The sequence below is a fragment of the Corynebacterium mucifaciens genome (assembly GCF_012396315.1).
In the GTDB taxonomy this organism is placed as follows: Bacteria; Actinomycetota; Actinomycetes; order Mycobacteriales; family Mycobacteriaceae; genus Corynebacterium; species Corynebacterium mucifaciens.
Genome location: NZ_JAAXPF010000003.1, coordinates 92,252 through 109,789 on the forward strand (window position 1 = coordinate 92,252; position 17,538 = coordinate 109,789).

At 64.9% G+C, this 17,538-nt stretch carries 14 protein-coding genes; 7 read left to right on the forward strand and 7 right to left on the reverse strand.

Annotated elements, in window-relative coordinates:
• Positions 1-60 precede the first annotated feature (60 nt).
• From HF989_RS03810 to HF989_RS03835, 6 genes are read left to right on the forward strand one after another with little or no spacing between them, the layout of a single operon-like run.
• Complete coding sequence (locus tag HF989_RS03810; protein ID WP_168684291.1) at positions 61-576, forward strand: Asp23/Gls24 family envelope stress response protein; 516 nt, start codon at positions 61-63, stop codon at positions 574-576.
• A 3-nt stretch (positions 577-579) separates the two neighbouring features.
• Positions 580-882, forward strand: coding sequence for a hypothetical protein (locus HF989_RS03815; RefSeq protein ID WP_168684053.1), 303 nt, complete (start codon positions 580-582; stop codon positions 880-882).
• Positions 883-939: 57 nt separating this feature from the next.
• Positions 940-1,140: a hypothetical protein gene (locus HF989_RS03820; protein WP_038609613.1), complete on the forward strand. Its 201-nt coding sequence runs from the start codon at positions 940-942 to the stop codon at positions 1,138-1,140.
• Entirely contained in the window at positions 1,140-2,120 is a 981-nt protein-coding gene (locus HF989_RS03825; protein ID WP_168684055.1) for an Asp23/Gls24 family envelope stress response protein, read from the forward strand. The genes HF989_RS03820 and HF989_RS03825 overlap by 1 nt, the downstream gene beginning before the upstream one ends.
• A complete protein-coding gene (locus tag HF989_RS03830) occupies positions 2,104-2,748 on the forward strand; it encodes a hypothetical protein (protein ID WP_168684057.1) in 645 nt (214 codons plus the stop codon). Before HF989_RS03825 ends, HF989_RS03830 begins: the two co-directional genes overlap by 17 nt.
• Positions 2,745-3,305: an Asp23/Gls24 family envelope stress response protein gene (locus tag HF989_RS03835; RefSeq protein ID WP_168684059.1), complete on the forward strand. Its 561-nt coding sequence runs from the start codon at positions 2,745-2,747 to the stop codon at positions 3,303-3,305. Before HF989_RS03830 ends, HF989_RS03835 begins: the two co-directional genes overlap by 4 nt.
• Here the strand turns inward: HF989_RS03835 and HF989_RS03840 are convergent.
• The 5 genes from HF989_RS03840 to rpsL form a co-directional block, all read right to left on the reverse strand.
• Complete coding sequence (locus HF989_RS03840; RefSeq protein WP_168684061.1) at positions 3,302-3,979, reverse strand: hypothetical protein; 678 nt, start codon at positions 3,977-3,979, stop codon at positions 3,302-3,304. The two genes, HF989_RS03835 and HF989_RS03840, sit on opposite strands and share 4 nt — an antisense overlap.
• A gap of 88 nt (positions 3,980-4,067) precedes the next feature.
• Positions 4,068-5,258, reverse strand: coding sequence for an elongation factor Tu (tuf, locus tag HF989_RS03845; protein ID WP_168684063.1), 1,191 nt, complete (start codon positions 5,256-5,258; stop codon positions 4,068-4,070).
• A 318-nt stretch (positions 5,259-5,576) separates the two neighbouring features.
• A complete protein-coding gene (gene fusA, locus HF989_RS03850) occupies positions 5,577-7,700 on the reverse strand; it encodes an elongation factor G (protein ID WP_168684065.1) in 2,124 nt (707 codons plus the stop codon).
• 199 nt (positions 7,701-7,899) lie between these two features.
• Positions 7,900-8,367 (reverse strand): 30S ribosomal protein S7, encoded by a 468-nt coding sequence (gene rpsG, locus HF989_RS03855; protein WP_038609598.1) that lies wholly within the window; start codon positions 8,365-8,367, stop codon positions 7,900-7,902.
• Between the two features lie 7 nt (positions 8,368-8,374).
• Positions 8,375-8,743: a 30S ribosomal protein S12 gene (gene rpsL / locus HF989_RS03860; RefSeq protein ID WP_038609595.1), complete on the reverse strand. Its 369-nt coding sequence runs from the start codon at positions 8,741-8,743 to the stop codon at positions 8,375-8,377.
• A 211-nt stretch (positions 8,744-8,954) separates the two neighbouring features.
• On the opposite strand from rpsL, the gene HF989_RS03865 reads away from it, so the two are divergent.
• A complete protein-coding gene (locus HF989_RS03865; RefSeq protein WP_168684067.1) occupies positions 8,955-9,572 on the forward strand; it encodes a DUF1707 SHOCT-like domain-containing protein in 618 nt (205 codons plus the stop codon).
• An 84-nt stretch (positions 9,573-9,656) separates the two neighbouring features.
• Here the strand turns inward: HF989_RS03865 and HF989_RS03870 are convergent, their stop codons facing one another.
• Positions 9,657-13,664: a DNA-directed RNA polymerase subunit beta' gene (locus tag HF989_RS03870; RefSeq protein ID WP_168684069.1), complete on the reverse strand. Its 4,008-nt coding sequence runs from the start codon at positions 13,662-13,664 to the stop codon at positions 9,657-9,659.
• Between the two features lie 84 nt (positions 13,665-13,748).
• Positions 13,749-17,246 (reverse strand): DNA-directed RNA polymerase subunit beta, encoded by a 3,498-nt coding sequence (gene rpoB, locus HF989_RS03875; protein ID WP_168684071.1) that lies wholly within the window; start codon positions 17,244-17,246, stop codon positions 13,749-13,751.
• Between the last annotated feature and the right edge of the window lie 292 nt (positions 17,247-17,538).

Sequence of the window (17,538 nt, forward strand, 5' to 3'; positions counted from 1 at the left end):
TTCCGTTTCACAGACGGGCGCGGACGGGCCGGTATGCAACTCGCCTCTGAAAGGACCATCATGGCCGACAACAACGCCGCCACCCCGAACACCCCGTCCGCTACTTCCACCGCCGTCGAGCCGGAGACGGTGCGGCCGCGCAACGAGAACCTCGAGACCGACCACGGCTCCACCGTCATCGACGACAACGTTGTGGGCAAGATTGCCGGCATCGCCGCGCGAGAGGTCTCCGGCGTGAACAACCTGGGCGGTGGCGCGGCCCGCATGTGGGGTGCTGTGCGCGAGTCTCTGACGTCCTCCACCAACGTGCAGCAGGGTGTGAACGTGGCGGTGGAGGACGGCCACGCTTCCGTCGCCGTCGCCATCATTGCTGAGTACGGTGTGGCGATCCACGAGCTTGCGAACGCAATCCGCGAGAACGTCACCGTCGCCATCACCCGCATGACCGGCCTCATCGTGGACCGCGTGGACGTCACCGTGCACGACGTGCACCTGCCGGAGCAGGAAGGCGCCACCGAGCAGTACGACGAGACCAACGCCAGCTACCAGGCTGTCAACCAGCCGATCACCCAGTAAGCCATGGCGTACACCCCCGTGAGCCGCGAGGTAGCGGAGGGCGTCCGCGATGCCGCCATCAACGTTGACGGGGTCGCCGCCTTGCACGGTGGCCGTGTCGGCGAGATTGCGACATACCTGCCAAACACCCGAATCGAGGGCGTCAAAGCCATCTCACGCGAGGGCCGGAACGGATTTGAGGTCCACTTCATCTTCGATGTCGCCTCGGCCCGGCGGGTGCAGGAGGTGGCCCAGGATGTGCGCTCCGCGGTGCTCGATGCGTCCGGGGCCGAATTCGTGGACGTCGTCGCTGGCGACGCGCAGTAGCGACCCTTGCGGTCCTGCTTCTCGCCCCAACCTCACAGACCGAAACGTGGTTTTAATATGAATCTTCTCTCCAACAAGGCACTGACGGGCATCATCATCGGCGCCGTCCTCGCCTTCTTTGTCACTTTCGGCGGATGGCCAGGCTTGCTCTGGCTTCTGCTGTTCACCATCATCGGCGGGGTTGTCGGGGCCCAGCTCGATGGCCGCCTTGATCTCTCCGCCGCGTTGGGTAACGGCACCGGCAGAGGCCGAAGCTAATGGATACGTCCTTCTACCACGTCAGTGAGCGCACGATCGAGCGTGTCGCTGAGGTGGCTGCTGCGGCGGTGCCGGGTTGCCGGACCATCGACGCCAAGCTGGCCGGGCTCGCCGGACGCAGCTTCCCGCGTATTCACGCCCGCCTTGACCAGACGGCTGGAACCGTCACGGTCGACACCGAAATTGCTGCATCGTACCCCGCGCCTATTGCCGCAATCACAGACGCGGTTCGCACCACCATCATCGCGCACATTCGGACGCTGGTGGGCCTCGACGTCTCCCGTGTGAACGTCACAGTCGCCAACGTCGAGCCGCTCCCCGCGAATGAGCGTGTGACGTGGGACGAGGTTGCGAAGCACGAGGCGTTTGCCATCGCGACGCCCATCGAGGTTTCCCCGACCCAGGTAGAGCACCCGGTGACGCAACCGGCGCAGCCACTGGCCGAGATTGAGGTGCACTCGCTGGTGGACGACATTCGCGGGGTCGTCGTTCCCGCACCAGTGGAAATCACGCACCCGCAGCGGCCGGATCCCGTCCGCCCCAGTGGCGTAAAGACCCCGGAGCCGGTGCACCCGTACCAGCCTGCAGTGCCGGCGCCCCAGCGGCTTGCAGCCGTTGTCGCCTACCCGACCGAAGCGCGTGTGCCGTTCCCGCCGGAGCCGATCCGCCCGTGGTCGCCCGGGGTGAACGATACGGTGCCGCGCCACCCCACGCTCCCGCCTCTCCAGCCACTGAAGCCGGTGACGGTGGAGCGCCTTGGGCGGCCGCGTGCTGTGTCGCTGCCTTGGCGCGCCCCGCTCAGAGAGATCACCGTACGCCGCGAGCCGCTGAAGCCCATCGTGGTGGAGCCGGTGGCCCGTGCACCGATTGCTTCGGCCCCCGCGCCGCAGTCGGTGATAGTGCGCACGGCGCCGGCACCGAAGCCGCTTAAGCAGATCACAATCCAACCGGTGGTGAAGTACTATGACCGCACCCGCTAACACCGAGCCAGCGACTGCTGACCACGGCGCCAACGTCGGGCCGCACCCCGGCGCCGAGCCGCGGGGCAACCCGGCTGCCCGGTGGCTCGCAGTGCTGACCAGCTTGCTGCTCCTTGGGCTCTCCGGCGTCGCCGCGCGGGACCTCTGGTACCACTTCTACGGCGACGAGCGCATCGCCGACTCGTGGCTCGGGCAAACGTGGGACTTGCTCGGCTCGTTCACCGCCGATGCCGCGGCGGTGACCGCGGGCATCGCGCTCACACTCCTCGGGCTCCTGCTGGTGTTCTTCGCCTTCAAGCCGCGGCCGCACGGGTTCATCCGCGTCAACTCGCCGGTATCCATGTGGACGCGGCCAGTCGACATCGCGCGCAAGGCCACCTACACCACACGCAACGACTTGGGAGGCGAGCAGGTCCGCACTAAGGCCACTCGCAAGAAGGTGAGGGTCGAGGTCGTCGACGACGGCTCCGGTTCCGCTCTGCAGGAGCGTGTCACGCATTCGCTCAACACCGAGTTCCGGGCGCTGGACGCGCCGCCCACCGTTTCGGTGAAGCTGCTGCCGAAGCCCGCAAACGATCAACCGTCGCAGCGCGCTACGGTGCCGACAACGCAGGAGGTGTCCCGATGACCAAAACGCTGAGTTTCTTCGACCGCCTCATCGTGTTCCTGCTCGGACTATCGCTTATCGCGGCAGGTCTGATCCCAATTGCCGAGTACTGGGACATCCCATACCTCAGCGACGCCGCCGAGTACATCGACCGGGCCCGCCTGACCGATCTATCGGACCAGAGCGCTTACGTCACCGCGCTGATTGTCGGCGCCATCGTCTCGGCGATCCTCGGCCTGTGGGTGCTCTTGGCAAATATCCGGTCCCGCGCGTTTTCGAACCGCGGAATCGTGCCGGCGGACCCCGAGCACGGTGAAACCGTCGTCAACGTCCAGCGTGTCGCGGAAGCCGCCTGCACGGCGCTGGAGCACTCCGGCGAAGTCCGCCGCGCCACATCCAAGGTAGCGATGGTGCGCAAGCGACCAACGGCGACGTTCACCGTTGTTGCGAACCCGGACTACCCGCTCGAGGAGGCTGTGCGGGTCCTCGAGGCCGCCGACGAAGACTTCCGCTTGGCCAACCACACCATGGATATCGACACAGTCTGGAAGCTCCAGCTCGACCGCGTAACCGCCTAGCCCTCGAGCAACAGCACCCGCTCCACCAGCCCCAGTGAAACCGGCTCGCCGCCGCCCGCTGGGGCTATTTGCATGTCCGCCCCCGGTTCGCACAGCAGAATCTCCCGCCAGGCGACGCGCTCGCTAGACACCTCCCGCCCGTCAACGCGCCAGATGCGGATTGTCTGCCCCACCACCGCCCGGGCGCCGTCGTCAAACTGCACGAGCCACCGGCGGCCAACCACCTTCGTCTGCTCCCTGCGTATCGACGCCTCCGGTTCCCCCAATCTCGTGACCAGAGACACGACACCAAGGCGATGCTCTACGCCATCCGCGTCGGCGACCACCAATGGCAGGCCCGGGCCCGTCTTCCGCATCTCTGACAAGCGCCACACGGCGGGCATGCGTTCGGGGTCAGCGCCACTGCGGACGACGACGAAGCCGTTGGCGATCGTCACCAAGTGAGGCGGCGCTGCCGTGGTGATGGTGTGGGGGCCGGAGGTGGCGTCGATAAGCGAGGGGTGCTCTCGCTCGACCGCAGCGAGCAGCGCGACGGCTTCATCGTCGGTCGTCCCCCACCCGAGACCGCGGTTCTGCAGCACGCCCATCAACTGGGCGAGCGAGAGATCCGGCTGGCCTTCCCATGTGCGCTCCAAGGCGCGGACGATGCTGGGGATGCGGGTCGGGTCGTGCACGCCAACGAGCCTAGCCCATGCGAAAAGCCGCCCTCCCCTACGGGGAAGACGGCTTTTACGTCAGCTGGGTGCTACAGCAAGTCCGGGATTAGTCCAGGATCTTGGTAACGCGGCCAGCGCCGACGGTGCGGGAGCCCTCGCGGATAGCGAAGCGAAGGCCCTCGTCCATGGCGACCGGCTGGATCAGCTCGACGCTCATTTCGACGTTGTCGCCCGGCATGACCATCTCGGTGCCCTCCGGCAGCTTCACAACACCGGTCACGTCGGTGGTGCGGAAGTAGAACTGCGGGCGGTAGTTGTCGAAGAACGGGGTGTGGCGGCCGCCCTCGTCCTTGGACAGGACGTAGACGGAACCCTCGAACTTGGAGTGCGGGGTGTAAGCACCCGGTGCGATGATGACCTGGCCGCGCTCGACATCCTCGCGCTTCAGACCACGGAGCAGCAGAGCGGCGTTGTCGCCAGCCTCAGCGGTGTCGAGAAGCTTGTTGAACATCTCGATGGAGGTAACGGTGGTCTTCTGGGACTTCTCGCGGATACCGATGATCTCGACCTCGTCGTTGAGGTTGAGCACGCCGCGCTCCACACGACCGGTCACCACGGTGCCGCGGCCGGAAATGGTGAAGATGTCCTCGATCGGCATCAGGAACGGCTTGTCGGTCTCGCGCTCCGGATCCGGGATGGAATCGTCGCAAGCCTGCATGAGGTCCAGCACGGACTGAACCCACTTCTCGTCGCCCTCAAGAGCCTTCAGAGCGGAGATGTGAACAATCGGAGCATCCTCGTCGTAGTCCTGCTCAGCCAGCAGCTCGCGGACCTCCATCTCGACGAGCTCGATGATCTCCTCATCGTCGACCATGTCGCACTTGTTCAGCGCAACGAGGATGTACGGAACGCCAACCTGGCGAGCCAGCAGCACGTGCTCGCGGGTCTGCGGCATCGGGCCGTCGGTAGCAGCAACCACCAGGATCGCGCCGTCCATCTGAGCGGCACCGGTGATCATGTTCTTGATGTAGTCGGCGTGGCCCGGGGCGTCCACGTGAGCGTAGTGGCGCTTCGGGGTGTTGTACTCCACGTGGGAGATGTTGATGGTAATGCCGCGCTCGCGCTCCTCCGGAGCCTTATCGATGGAGTCGAACGCGAAAGCCTTGTTCTCCTCCGGGTACGCGTCAGCCAGCACCTTGGTGATAGCAGCGGTGGTGGTGGTCTTGCCGTGGTCGACGTGACCGATGGTACCGATGTTCACGTGCGGCTTAGTGCGCTCGAACTTTTCCTTAGACAAGGTGTGTCCTCCTGGACGTCAGGTGGCTACGGTCTTCGCAACCACGTCGATTTACATACGCCCCGGCCTGTGCCCCGCACAGGGCACGGAAACGGGAGCCATTTCACAATGTGCCAGTTACAAGATCCTAGGTATTCAGCGGCCATTTTTCAAACCGGCCACGCCGTTTCCCCCGGATCGACCTAGAGGGTAACGGCCGGCTCAGACACCGCGTCCAACTCGCGGTTCCTCAGCGCGGCCGCTGCCCTCCGGTTCCCACCACAAGCACGGGCCGTGCCGCTGGCACGCGGCACGTTCCCCTAGGCGGGAGGGCGGCGGCTACTTGTTGCCGTTGCGCTCGTCGATGATCTCCTGCGCGACGCTCTGCGGAACCTCAGCGTAGGAGTCGAACACCATGGTGAAGTTCGCGCGACCAGCGGTCGAGGAACGCAGGTCGCCGATGTAGCCGAACATCTCGGACAGCGGCACCTTCGCACGGACGACCTTTGCGCCGGAGCGGTCCTCCATGGCGTACACCTGGCCACGGCGGGAGCTGATGTCGCCGTTGACGGTACCCATGTACTCCTCCGGAGTCACGACCTCGACGGCCATGACCGGCTCGAGCAGCACCGGCTTCGCCTTGGCCACAGCTTCCTTGAGCACCTGGGAGCCGGCGACCTTGAACGCCATCTCCGAGGAGTCGACGTCGTGGTACGCGCCGTCCTCGAGGGTGGCCTTGATGTTCACCAGCGGGTAGCCGGCGAGGAAGCCGTACTGCATCGCGTCCTGGATACCTGCGTCCACGGACGGGATGTACTCCTTCGGCACGCGGCCACCGGTGACGGCGTTCTCGAAGGCGTAGGACGCGGACTCGCCCTCTTCGAGCTCCTCCGGATCCGGGTTGTACGGCTCGATGGTGACGATGACCTTCGCGAACTGGCCGGAACCACCGGTCTGCTTCTTGTGGGTGTAGTCCAGGGACTCGACCTTCTTGCGGATGGTCTCGCGGTAGGCCACCTGCGGGGAGCCGATGTTCGCCTCGACCTTGAACTCACGCTTCATGCGGTCCACCAGGACATCGAGGTGCAGCTCGCCCATGCCGCCGATGACGGTCTGGCCGGTCTCCTCGTCGAGCTGGACGGTGAAGGTCGGGTCCTCTTCCGCCAGCTTCTGGATAGCGGTACCCAGCTTCTCCTGGTCAGCCTTGGTCTTCGGCTCGATGGCCACCTGGATCACCGGATCCGGGAAGTCCATGGACTCCAGGATGATCGGGTGGTCCGGGTTGCACAGCGTGTCACCCGTGGTGGTTTCCTTCAGGCCAATGAACGCGTAGATGTTGCCGGCGTCGGCGTGCTCGACCGGGTTCTCCTTGTTTGCGTGCATCTGGAAGAGCTTGCCCACGCGCTCCTTCTTGGACTTCGTGGAGTTGAGCATCTGCTCGCCCGGGATGGCCTGGCCGGAGTACACGCGCACGTAGGTGAGTTTGCCGAAGAACGGGTGCACGGCGATCTTGAACGCCAGCGCGGAGAACGGCTCGTCCACAGACGGCTTACGCGTCAGCTCGTCTTCGCCGTCGACGGAGGTGCCGTGGACCTCGCCGATGTCCAGCGGGCTCGGCAGGTAGTCAACGACAGCGTCCAGCAGCGGCTCGACGCCCTTGTTGCGGTATGCGGTACCGCAGAACACCGGGTAGATCTCGGAGTTGACCGTCATCTTGCGGATGGCCGCCTTGATCTCTTCCTTCGTCAGCTCCTCGCCGCCGAAGTACTTCTCCATGAGTTCTTCGTCAGACTCGGCGACGGCCTCGAGCAGCTTCTCGCGGTACTCCTCAGCCTTCTCCTGCAGATCCGCCGGGATCTCCTGGATCTGCGGCGGGGTGCCGGTCTCGACCTTGCCCGGCCACATGAGCGCCTTCATGTCGATGAGGTCGACGACGCCGTCGAAGTCGTCCTCAGCGCCGATCGGCAGCTGCATAACCAACGGCTTTGCGCCGAGGCGGTCGACGATGGTGCCGACGGTGTAGTAGAAGTCAGCGCCCAGCTTGTCCATCTTGTTGACGAAGCAGATGCGCGGGACGTCGTACTTGGCGGCCTGGCGCCACACCTGCTCGGACTGCGGCTCAACGCCCTCCTTGCCGTCGAACACGGCAACAGCGCCATCGAGCACGCGCAGGGAGCGCTCCACCTCAACGGTGAAGTCCACGTGACCCGGGGTGTCGATGATGTTGATCTGGTTGTTGTTCCAGAAGCAGGTCACGGCAGCAGAGGTAATGGTGATGCCGCGCTCCTTCTCCTGCTCCATCCAGTCGGTGGTCGCACCGCCGTCGTGGGTCTCACCGACCCTGCGGTTGATACCCGTGTAGAAGAGGATGCGCTCGGTCGTGGTGGTCTTACCAGCATCGATGTGGGCCATGATGCCGATGTTGCGGACCTTTGCAAGGTCCTTAAGCACTTCTTGTGCCACGTTGATTACCCCAACTTATGTGTCGTCGACGCCACGAGGCGCCGTTGTCGGTCAGTTGTCCTTTGTCAATTTTGCCACTACATCGCCGATGCGGCAGCGTGAGGTTCGACTCAGCAAAAACCCGGAAACGCACGTGCTTGTCTCGAAAGGAAGCGGGTATGCAGTTTCCGGGTCCACTTGCGTCGCCGTGCTCCAGCGATTACCAGCGGTAGTGAGCGAAGGCGCGGTTGGCCTCGGCCATCTTGTGGGTGTCCTCGCGGCGCTTCACGGACGCGCCGAGACCGTTGGACGCATCCAGGATCTCGTTGGCAAGGCGCTCCATCATGGAGTTCTCACGACGCTGACGGGTGAACGTGACCATCCAACGCAGCGCGAGGGTGGTGGAGCGAGCCGGCTTCACGTCGACCGGGACCTGGTAGGTCGCGCCACCAACGCGGCGGGAACGAACCTCGAGGTCCGGGCGGATGTTGCCGATCGCCTTCTCCAGGGTGCCCACCGGGTCGGTGCCGGTCTTCTCGCGGCACTGCTCGAGCGCGCCGTAAACAATGCGCTCTGCCGTGGACTTCTTGCCGTCCTGCAGGATCTTGTTCACCAGCATGGTGACCAGTTCGGAGTTGTAAACCGGATCCTTGACGACGGGACGCTTCGGTGCTTGCTGCTTACGCATTGGTTACTTATCCCTTCTTCGCGCCGTAACGGGAACGTGCCTGCTTGCGGTCCTTCACACCCTGGGTATCCAGCGCGCCGCGGATGATCTTGTAGCGCACACCCGGCAGGTCCTTCACGCGGCCGCCGCGCACGAGCACCATGGAGTGCTCCTGCAGGTTGTGGCCCTCGCCCGGAATGTAGGCAGAGACCTCGATGCCGGAGGTCAGGCGAACACGCGCGACCTTACGAAGCGCAGAGTTCGGCTTCTTCGGGGTGGTGGTGTACACGCGGGTGCACACGCCACGGCGCTGCGGGGAACCCTTCAGCGCAGCAGTCGCCACCTTCGTGCTCTTGTCGTGACGGCCCTTGCGGACCAGCTGCTGAATAGTAGGCATTCACGCCCTTTCTGGTTGCGCGTCCCGCCCACACGTGGCTATACATGCAAAAATGGGGGCTCTTCTTCGGGGCCCTGCCGTTTGCATGAACTGCCTTGTGAACGAGTCGCATGGAGTTCGTCGTACTTCGCTGCCGTAAACTACGGGCGAAACCTTGCCAAACTTACAACATCACGCGTGCCACACGCAAATCTCGTTTAGTTTAAAGGCTATGAGCGAGTCCAACCTGCCCCGCAAACGCGTGACCAACGCCGAGCGCGACCGCGCCGCCTCCCTGCTTCACGACGCCTTCGCCGACGGCCAGATCACCATCACCGAATTCGACGAGCGCTCCCGCGCGCTCTACGCCGCGACCTTTTCCGACGAGTTGCCCGCGCTTATCGACGACCTCTCCCCCGTCGAACACCCCACCGCACCGACCTCCGCTGAAGACCCGGTCACTGGCGAACGCGGAGGCTCAGCGTTCTCGCTAGCCGTGATGGGCGGCAGCGAACGCACGGGTCAGTGGCTGATCGCTCCCACGCACACCACATTAACGGTCATGGGCGGCACGGTCCTCGATTTGCGCGAGGCTCGACTCGCCTCGGAAACCACGGTCATCAACGCGCTCGCCGTCATGGGTGGTGTGGACATCATCGTGCCGGAGAACGTGCGCGTCGTAAATTCCGGAATCGGCATCATGGGCGGGTTCGGCACCGAGGATCACCCGTCCTGCGCCGTATCCCAGGCGGACGTGCCTGCCGACGCCCCAGTCGTGCACGTGCGCGGGCTTGCGCTCATGGGAGGAGTGGGCGTCATCCGAGCAGCGCACGGCGCACCTGTGGAATAGAAAAGGCCCGGCCGTCCCGCAAAGGGAGGCCGGGCCTTTTTAAGAGCAGACCTAGCTAAAGCCAGAGCGCGGGCTTCTAGGCGCTTAGAACTGGTCGAATCCGTACTCGTCCAGCGGCACAGAAGCGCCGGTGAACTCGCCGTAGCCCTCGTCGCCGTAGATCGAATCACCGAACGTCGGGATCGAGTAGGCGGCGGAACGCGCTGCCTCGGTCGGCTTGACCTGGATATTGCGGTAGCGGGAAATACCCGTACCGGCCGGGATCAGCTTACCGATGATCACGTTCTCCTTCAGGCCGATGAGCTTGTCGGAGCGCTTGTTGATCGCGGCGTCCGTGAGCACGCGAGTCGTCTCCTGGAAGGAGGCGGCGGATAGCCAGGACTCGGTCGCGAGCGAGGCCTTGGTGATACCCATGATCTCGGAGCGCATCTCCGCCGGCTCGCCGCCGTCCGCCACTGCCGCGGCGTTCACCTGGCGTGCCTCGGAGAGGTCAACCAAAGTGCCCGGCAGGAACTCGGTGGAACCGGAATCAATGACGGTGCCGCGGCGCAGCATCTGGCGGATGATGATCTCGATGTGCTTGTCGTGGATGGACACACCCTGGGTGCGGTACACGGCCTGCACCTCGTCGATGAGGTGCTTCTCCACACCACGGCGGCCGAGCACCTCGAGCACGTCGTGCGGGTCAGCCGCGCCGCGAAGCAGGCGCTCGCCAACCTCGACGTGGTCGCCCTCGCGCAAGCCGCGCTCGATCATGGCGTCCGGGTTGGACTCCATCGGGCGACGCACCTGGGCCAGGCCCTGACGCTTGGACAGCTTCTCGTAGACCACCACGTCGGAGCCGTCGTCCGGGTGGATGGTCAGGGTCCAGAAGTTGCCCTCGTCCTCCAGCGTGATGGTGCCGGCCACGGAGGCGATCGGGGCGCGGTTCTTCGGCACGCGGGCCTCGAACAGCTCCTGCACACGCGGCAGACCACCGGTGATGTCGCCGCCGACACCACCCTGGTGGAACGTACGCATGGTCAGCTGGGTACCCGGCTCGCCAATGGACTGCGCAGCCACGATGCCCACGGCCTCGCCGATGTCGACGAGCTGGCCGGACGCCATGGACTTGCCGTAGCACTTCGCGCACACACCGGTCGGGGTCTGGCAGGTCAGCACGGAGCGGACCTTGACTTCCTCCACGCCGGCGGCCACGAGTGCGTCGATACGCTCCTCGCTCAGCTCGGTGCCTGCCTCGACGATGACGTTGCCGTCGGCGTCGGAGACGTCGGCTGCAACGACACGGCCGGACACGGAGGTCTCAACCAGGTCGTGGCGAGTGAACTGGCCCTCGGCACCGGCGAGTGGGACCGCCACCGGCGCCTTGACACCCTGGCGGGTACCGCAGTCCTCTTCGCGGACGATGACGTCCTGCGCCACGTCCACTAGACGACGGGTGAGGTAGCCCGAGTCCGCGGTACGAAGCGCGGTATCGGCCAGGCCCTTACGGGAGCCGTGGGAGTTGTTGAAGTACTCCATCACGGACAGGCCCTCGCGGAAGGAGGTCTTGATCGGGCGGGTGATGTACTCACCGCGCGAGTTCACGACCATGCCCTTCATGCCGGCCAGGGTCCAGATCTGGCGCATGTTGCCGGCTGCACCGGACTTCACGATCATCGGGATCGGGTTGTCGTCCGGGTACAGGTCCTCCACGGCCTGACCAACCTTATTGGTCGCGTCCTGCCACAGCTCGACCAGGCGGTCGTAGCGGTTCTCCTCGGTCAGCGCACCCTTCTCCCAGAACTTGCGCTCGATGGCCTCGGCTTCCTTCTCGTACTGCTCGAGGACCTCGGTCTTGTTCGGGAGGATGAGCACGTCGGACATGGAGATGGTCACGCCGGAGCGGGTAGCCCAGTAGAAACCGGCGTCCTTCATCTTGTCCAGCACCTGGGCGACCGTGATCATCGGGTACTTCTCCACCATCGACTGGATGATGTCGCCGAGCAGCACCTTGCCGGCGCCGCCGCCCTTGCGCACCATCGCGCCTTCCTGGTACGGGAAGTTGAACGGCAGCAGCTCGTTGAACATGATGCGACCGAGGGTGGTCTCGGTCATCCATGCCTGGCCCTTGGTCCAGCCGTCGGGGAACTGCGCCGCCTCGATCTCCGGGGTCGGACGCAGGTGGTCGATACGCACCTTGATCGGAGCCTGCAGGCCCAGCACGCCCAGGTCGTAGGCCATGATGGCCTCGCGGTAGGACGAGTAGACGCCGCGCTCGGGGCCGTTCTCGTCGGCAGGCGCGTAGGCGCCCTCGCCGCCGATTTCCTGCGGGCCCTTGAGCATGGTCAGGAAGTACAGGCCGGTCACCATGTCCAGGCGCGGCATAGCCAGCGGCTTGCCGGACGCAGGGGACAGGATGTTGTTGGAGGACAGCATCAGCACGCGGGCCTCAGCCTGCGCCTCGGCGGACAGCGGCAGGTGGACTGCCATCTGGTCGCCGTCGAAGTCGGCGTTGAACGCCTCGCAGGCCAGCGGGTGCAGCTGGATGGCCTTACCCTCGACCAGCTTTGGCTCGAAGGCCTGGATGCCCAGGCGGTGCAGCGTCGGTGCGCGGTTGAGCAGCACCGGGTGCTCCGAAATCGCCTCTTCCAGCACGTCCCACACCTCGGGGCGCTGGCGCTCCACCATGCGCTTGGCGGACTTGATGTTCTGCGCGTAGTCGTTGTCCACCAGGCGCTTCATCACGAACGGCTTGAACAGCTCGAGCGCCATGCGCTTGGGCAGACCGCACTCGTGCAGCTTCAGCTGCGGGCCGACGATAATCACGGAACGGCCGGAGTAGTCCACGCGCTTACCCAGCAGGTTCTGGCGGAAGCGGCCTTGCTTGCCCTTCAGCAGGTCGGACAGGGACTTCAGCGGACGGGTGCCCGGGCCGGTGACCGGACGGCCGCGGCGGCCGTTGTCGAACAGGGCGTCGACGGACTCCTGCAGCATGCGCTTCTCGTTGTTCACGATGATCTCGGGAGCACCCAAGTCGATCATGCGCTTCAAACGGTTGTTGCGGTTGATCACGCGGCGGTACAGGTCGTTCAGGTCGGAGGTGGCGAAGCGGCCGCCGTCGAGCTGCACCATCGGGCGCAGCTCCGGCGGGATCACCGGAATCGCGTCCAGGATCATGCCGGCCGGGTCGTTGCCGGAACGCTGGAACGCGGCCACGACGCGCAGGCGCTTCAGCGCGCGGACCTTCTTCTGACCCTTGCCCTCGCCGATGATGCCCCGCAGCTCCTCGGCCTCGGCATCGAGGTCGAAGTTGCGGATCAGGGTCTGGATCGCTTCGGCGCCCATACCGCCGGTGAAGTAATCCTCGTAGCGGTCAACGAGCTCCTCGTAGAGGTTCTCGTCGATGATCATCTGCTTCGGAGCGAGCTTCTGGAAGGTGGTCCAGATCTCGTCCAGGCGCTCAACCTCGCGCTCGCCAGCTTCTCGCAGGTGCTGCATCTCCTTGTCGGCAGCGTTTTGCACCTTCTTGCGGGCAGCGGCGGTTGCACCGGAGGCCTCGAGCTCGGCGAGGTCTTCCTCCAGCTTCTGGGCGCGGTCGGCGATCTCGGAGTTGGTGTCGTCCTCGACCTCCTTCTTCTCCATCAACATCTCCGCCTCGAGGGTGGACATGTCGTTGTGGCGCGCCTCGTCGTCGACGGACGTGATGATGTTCGCCGCGAAGTAGATGATGCGCTCGAGGTCCTTCGGCGCCAGATCCAGCAGGTAGCCCAAGCGGGAGGGAACGCCCTTGAAGTACCAGATGTGGGTCACCGGAGCAGCGAGCTCGATGTGGCCCATGCGCTCGCGGCGCACCTTGGACTTGGTCACCTCGACGCCACAGCGCTCGCAGATGATGCCCTTGTAGCGCACGCGCTTGTACTTGCCGCAGGCGCACTCCCAGTCACGGGTCGGGCCGAAGATGCGCTCGCAGAACAGGCCGTCTTTCTCCGGCTTGAGCGTGCGGTAGTTAATGGTCTCGGGCTTCTTCACCTCGCCGTGTGACCAACGGCGGATGTCGTCGGCGGTGGCCAGGCCGATGCGAAGCTCGTCGAAGAGGTTTACGTCAAACACGTAAAAATTCCTTTTCTTCTAGGTATGTGCTGTTCGTTCGTCGTGCCGTCGTGAAGCAGATGCTTGACGACGGCTACCTGGCGCTTAGGCGGTGTCCGCCGCTGCACCCTCGTCACGGGAAAGGTTGATGCCAAGCGAGGAGCCTGCCTGGTCGAACTCGTCGTCGTCGCCGTCGAGCTCCATCGGCGTGCCGTCGGTGGAGAGCACCTCCACGTTCAGGCACAGGGACTGCAGCTCCTTGAGCAACACCTTGAAGGACTCCGGGATGCCCGGATCCGGGATGTTGTCGCCCTTGACAATCGCCTCGTAGACCTTCACGCGGCCCACCACGTCATCGGACTTGATGGTCAGGAGCTCCTGCAGGGTGTAGGCGGCGCCGTATGCCTGCATCGCCCACACCTCCATCTCGCCGAAGCGCTGGCCACCGAACTGGGCCTTACCACCCAGCGGCTGCTGGGTAATCATGGAGTACGGACCGGTGGAGCGGGCGTGGATCTTCTCGTCCACCAAGTGGTGCAGCTTGAGCATGTACATGTAGCCGACGGAGATCGGGTACTTGTACGGCTCGCCGGAGCGGCCGTCGAACAGCGTGGTCTTGCCGTTCTCGTCCACCATGACGTCGCCGTCGCGGTTCGGCTTGGAGTTCGCCAGCAGGCCGGCAATCTCGTCGTTGGTCGCACCGTCGAACACCGGGGTTGCGGTGAGCGAGTCGGCGGGCACGTCGTAGAGGTGCTCCGGCAGCGTCTCCAGCAGCTTGGCGTTCTTCGGGTCGTCCGGGTTCACCGTCCAGCCGGCCTTGGCCAGCCAGCCGAGGTGGATCTCCAGCACCTGGCCGATGTTCATACGACGCGGCACACCGTGGGTGTTCAGGATGATGTCCACCGGGGTGCCATCAGCCATGAACGGCATGTCTTCCTGCGGCAGGATCTTGCCTACAACACCCTTGTTGCCGTGGCGGCCGGCCATCTTGTCGCCGTCCTGGATCTTGCGCTTCTGGGCGACGTAGACGCGGATCATCTCGTTGACGCCCGGCGACAGATCGTCGTCGTCCTCGCGGGAGAAGCGGCGCACGGCAATGACCTTGCCCTGCTCGCCGTGCGGCACCTTCAGGGAGGTGTCGCGGACCTCACGGGCCTTCTCGCCGAAGATGGCGCGCAGCAGGCGCTCCTCCGGGGTCAGCTCGGTCTCGCCCTTCGGGGTGACCTTGCCCACCAGGATGTCGCCGTCGCGCACGTCCGCGCCGATGCGGATGATGCCGCGCTCGTCGAGGTCCTTCAGCACGTCCTCGGAGACGTTCGGGATCTCGCGGGTGATCTCCTCGGCGCCCAGCTTGGTGTCGCGGGCGTCGATCTCGTGCTCCTCGATGTGCACGGAGGTGAGGATGTCCTCCTCCACCACGCGCTGGTTGAGGATGATGGCGTCCTCGTAGTTGTGGCCTTCCCACGGCATGAACGCAACCAGGAGGTTGCGGCCGAGGGCCATCTCGCCGTCCTTGGTGCCCGGACCGTCGGCGATGACCTGGCCAGCCTCGACGCGCTCGCCAGCAGAGACGATCGGGGTCTGGTTGTAGCAGGTGCCCTGGTTGGTGCGCTCGAAGGTGCGCAGCATGTAGGTGTCGCGCCCGCCTTCGTCGTCCATGACGGTGATGAAGTCGCCGGTGACGTTCTCGATCACGCCGGCCTTCTTGGAAATCACGGTGTCGCCCGCGTCGTACGCGGCGCGCTGCTCCATGCCGGTGGCCACGTAGGCGGCCTCGGAGCGCAGCAGCGGCACAGCCTGCTTCTGCATGTTCGCACCCATGAGGGCACGGTTCGCGTCGTCGTGCTCCAGGAACGGAATCATCGCGGTAGCGACGGAGACCATCTGGCGCGGGGAGATATCCAGGTAGTCCACGCCCTGCGGGCCGACGACGCCGATGTCGCCGTCCTTGAGGCGGACCTCGATGCGTTCACCGGTGAGGTTGCCGTCCTTGTCCATCGGGGTGGCCGCCTGCGCGATGGCGTAGCGGTCCTCCTCGTCGGCGGTGAGGTAGTCGATCTGGTCGGTCAGCTTGCCGTCGTCGACCTTCTGGTACGGCGTCTCAATGAAACCGAACGGGTTGACGCGGGCGTAGGACGCCAGCGCGCCGATCAGGCCGATGTTCGGGCCTTCCGGGGTCTCAATCGGGCACATGCGGCCGTAGTGGGACGGGTGCACGTCGCGCACCTCGATGCCGGCGCGCTCACGCGACAGGCCGCCCGGGCCCAGCGCAGACAGGCGACGCTTGTGGGTCAGGCCGGACAGGGAGTTGTTCTGGTCCATGAACTGCGACAGCTGGGAGGTGCCGAAGAACTCGCGGATCGCGGCAGAGACCGGACGCACGTTGATCAGGGACGTCGGGGTGATGGACTCCGCGTCCTGGGTGGTCATGCGCTCGCGCACGACACGCTCCATGCGGGACAGGCCCACGCGGACCTGGTTCTGGATCAGCTCGCCGACGGTGCGCAGGCGACGGTTACCGAAGTGGTCGATGTCGTCGGTGTTGATCGGGATGATCTCGCCCTCAGGCGACGTCATCTCCGTCTCGCCGGCGTGCAGACGCACGAGGTACTCGAGCGTGGTGGCGATGTCCTCTTCGGTCAGCGTCATCAGACCGTCGTGGTCTCCGCCGAGGCCGAGCTTGCGGTTGACCTTGTAGCGGCCCACGCGGGCGAGGTCGTAGCGCTTGGCCTTGAAGAAGGAGTTCTCCAGCAGGGACTGCGCGAGGTCGCGCGTCGGCTGCTCGCCGGGGCGTTGCTTGCGGTAGATCTCCAGCAGCGCCTCGTCGGTGTTGGACACGCCGTCGTTTTCCAGGGTGGACATCATGATCTCGGAGAAGCCGAAGCGCTCCGTGATCTGCTCGGTGGTCCAGCCGAGCGCCTTCAGCAGCACGGTGACCGGCTGGCGGCGCTTCCGGTCGATGCGCACGCCGACGGTGTCGCGCTTGTCCACGTCGAACTCCAGCCACGCGCCGCGCGACGGGATGACCTTCACGGAGTGCAGCGGGCGCTCCGTGGACTTGTCGATGGTCTCGTCGAAGTAGACGCCCGGGGAGCGCACCAGCTGGGAGACGACGACACGCTCGGTGCCGTTGACAATGAAGGTGCCCTTGTCCGTCATCAGCGGGAAGTCGCCGATGAACACGGTCTGGGACTTGATCTCCTGCGTGTCGTTGTTAATGAACTCCGCGGTCACGTACAGCGGCGCAGAGTAGTTGATGTCCTTGTCTTTGCACTCGTCGATCGTGTACTTCACGTCTTCAAAGCGCGGCTCGGACAACGTCAGGCTCATGTTGCCGGAGTAATCCTCGATGGGAGAGATCTCGTCGAGGATGTCCTCCAGGCCGGACGTGATGCGTGCGTCGCTACCGCGGTTGGCCTGCTCGCGCTCGCGCCACTCCGGCGTGCCGACGAGCCACGCGAAGGATTCGAGCTGCACATCCAAAAGCCCCGGGACGGTGATCGGCTCATTGATCTTCGCGAACGAGTAACGTTCGGGAGCCCCGGGGATATCAGCCATGTTCATGGTCTGGTCTGAGACTGCCAAGTTGGGTCCTTCCAGCACCTCTGGCGGAGGCCTGCCTTCCCGCGTCTGGCTTCGCGGTCCGGCGGCGTTTCCGCAGGATAAGTTAGCATTCGGTCTGCTTCGAAAGTCCCGCCCCCAGAGACGACAAAATCACCTTGTCAAATCGGGTTTTTTGTTCCCGCTGCACAAGGCTTGCCTGGCGTACTGGAGACGGCTTCCAGCGCAAAGAACAACCATAGAGGAATCTCCCCCGTTTGTAAAGGCCCCCGCCACTACTCCCGCCTGGCGCCCGATGCCGTCACGGCGCCTCGCGCGGTTGCTGGGGGAAGCC

Coding starts and splice junctions, on each gene's coding strand:
- HF989_RS03810 (WP_168684291.1), top strand. CDS start 61: ATGGCCGACAACAACGCCGCCACCCCGAACACCCCGTCCGCTACTTCC.
- HF989_RS03815 (WP_168684053.1), top strand. CDS start 580: ATGGCGTACACCCCCGTGAGCCGCGAGGTAGCGGAGGGCGTCCGCGAT.
- HF989_RS03820 (WP_038609613.1), top strand. CDS start 940: ATGAATCTTCTCTCCAACAAGGCACTGACGGGCATCATCATCGGCGCC.
- HF989_RS03825 (WP_168684055.1), top strand. CDS start 1,140: ATGGATACGTCCTTCTACCACGTCAGTGAGCGCACGATCGAGCGTGTC.
- HF989_RS03830 (WP_168684057.1), top strand. CDS start 2,104: ATGACCGCACCCGCTAACACCGAGCCAGCGACTGCTGACCACGGCGCC.
- HF989_RS03835 (WP_168684059.1), top strand. CDS start 2,745: ATGACCAAAACGCTGAGTTTCTTCGACCGCCTCATCGTGTTCCTGCTC.
- rpsG (WP_038609598.1), bottom strand. CDS start 8,367: ATGCGTAAGCAGCAAGCACCGAAGCGTCCCGTCGTCAAGGATCCGGTT.
- rpsL (WP_038609595.1), bottom strand. CDS start 8,743: ATGCCTACTATTCAGCAGCTGGTCCGCAAGGGCCGTCACGACAAGAGC.
- HF989_RS03865 (WP_168684067.1), top strand. CDS start 8,955: ATGAGCGAGTCCAACCTGCCCCGCAAACGCGTGACCAACGCCGAGCGC.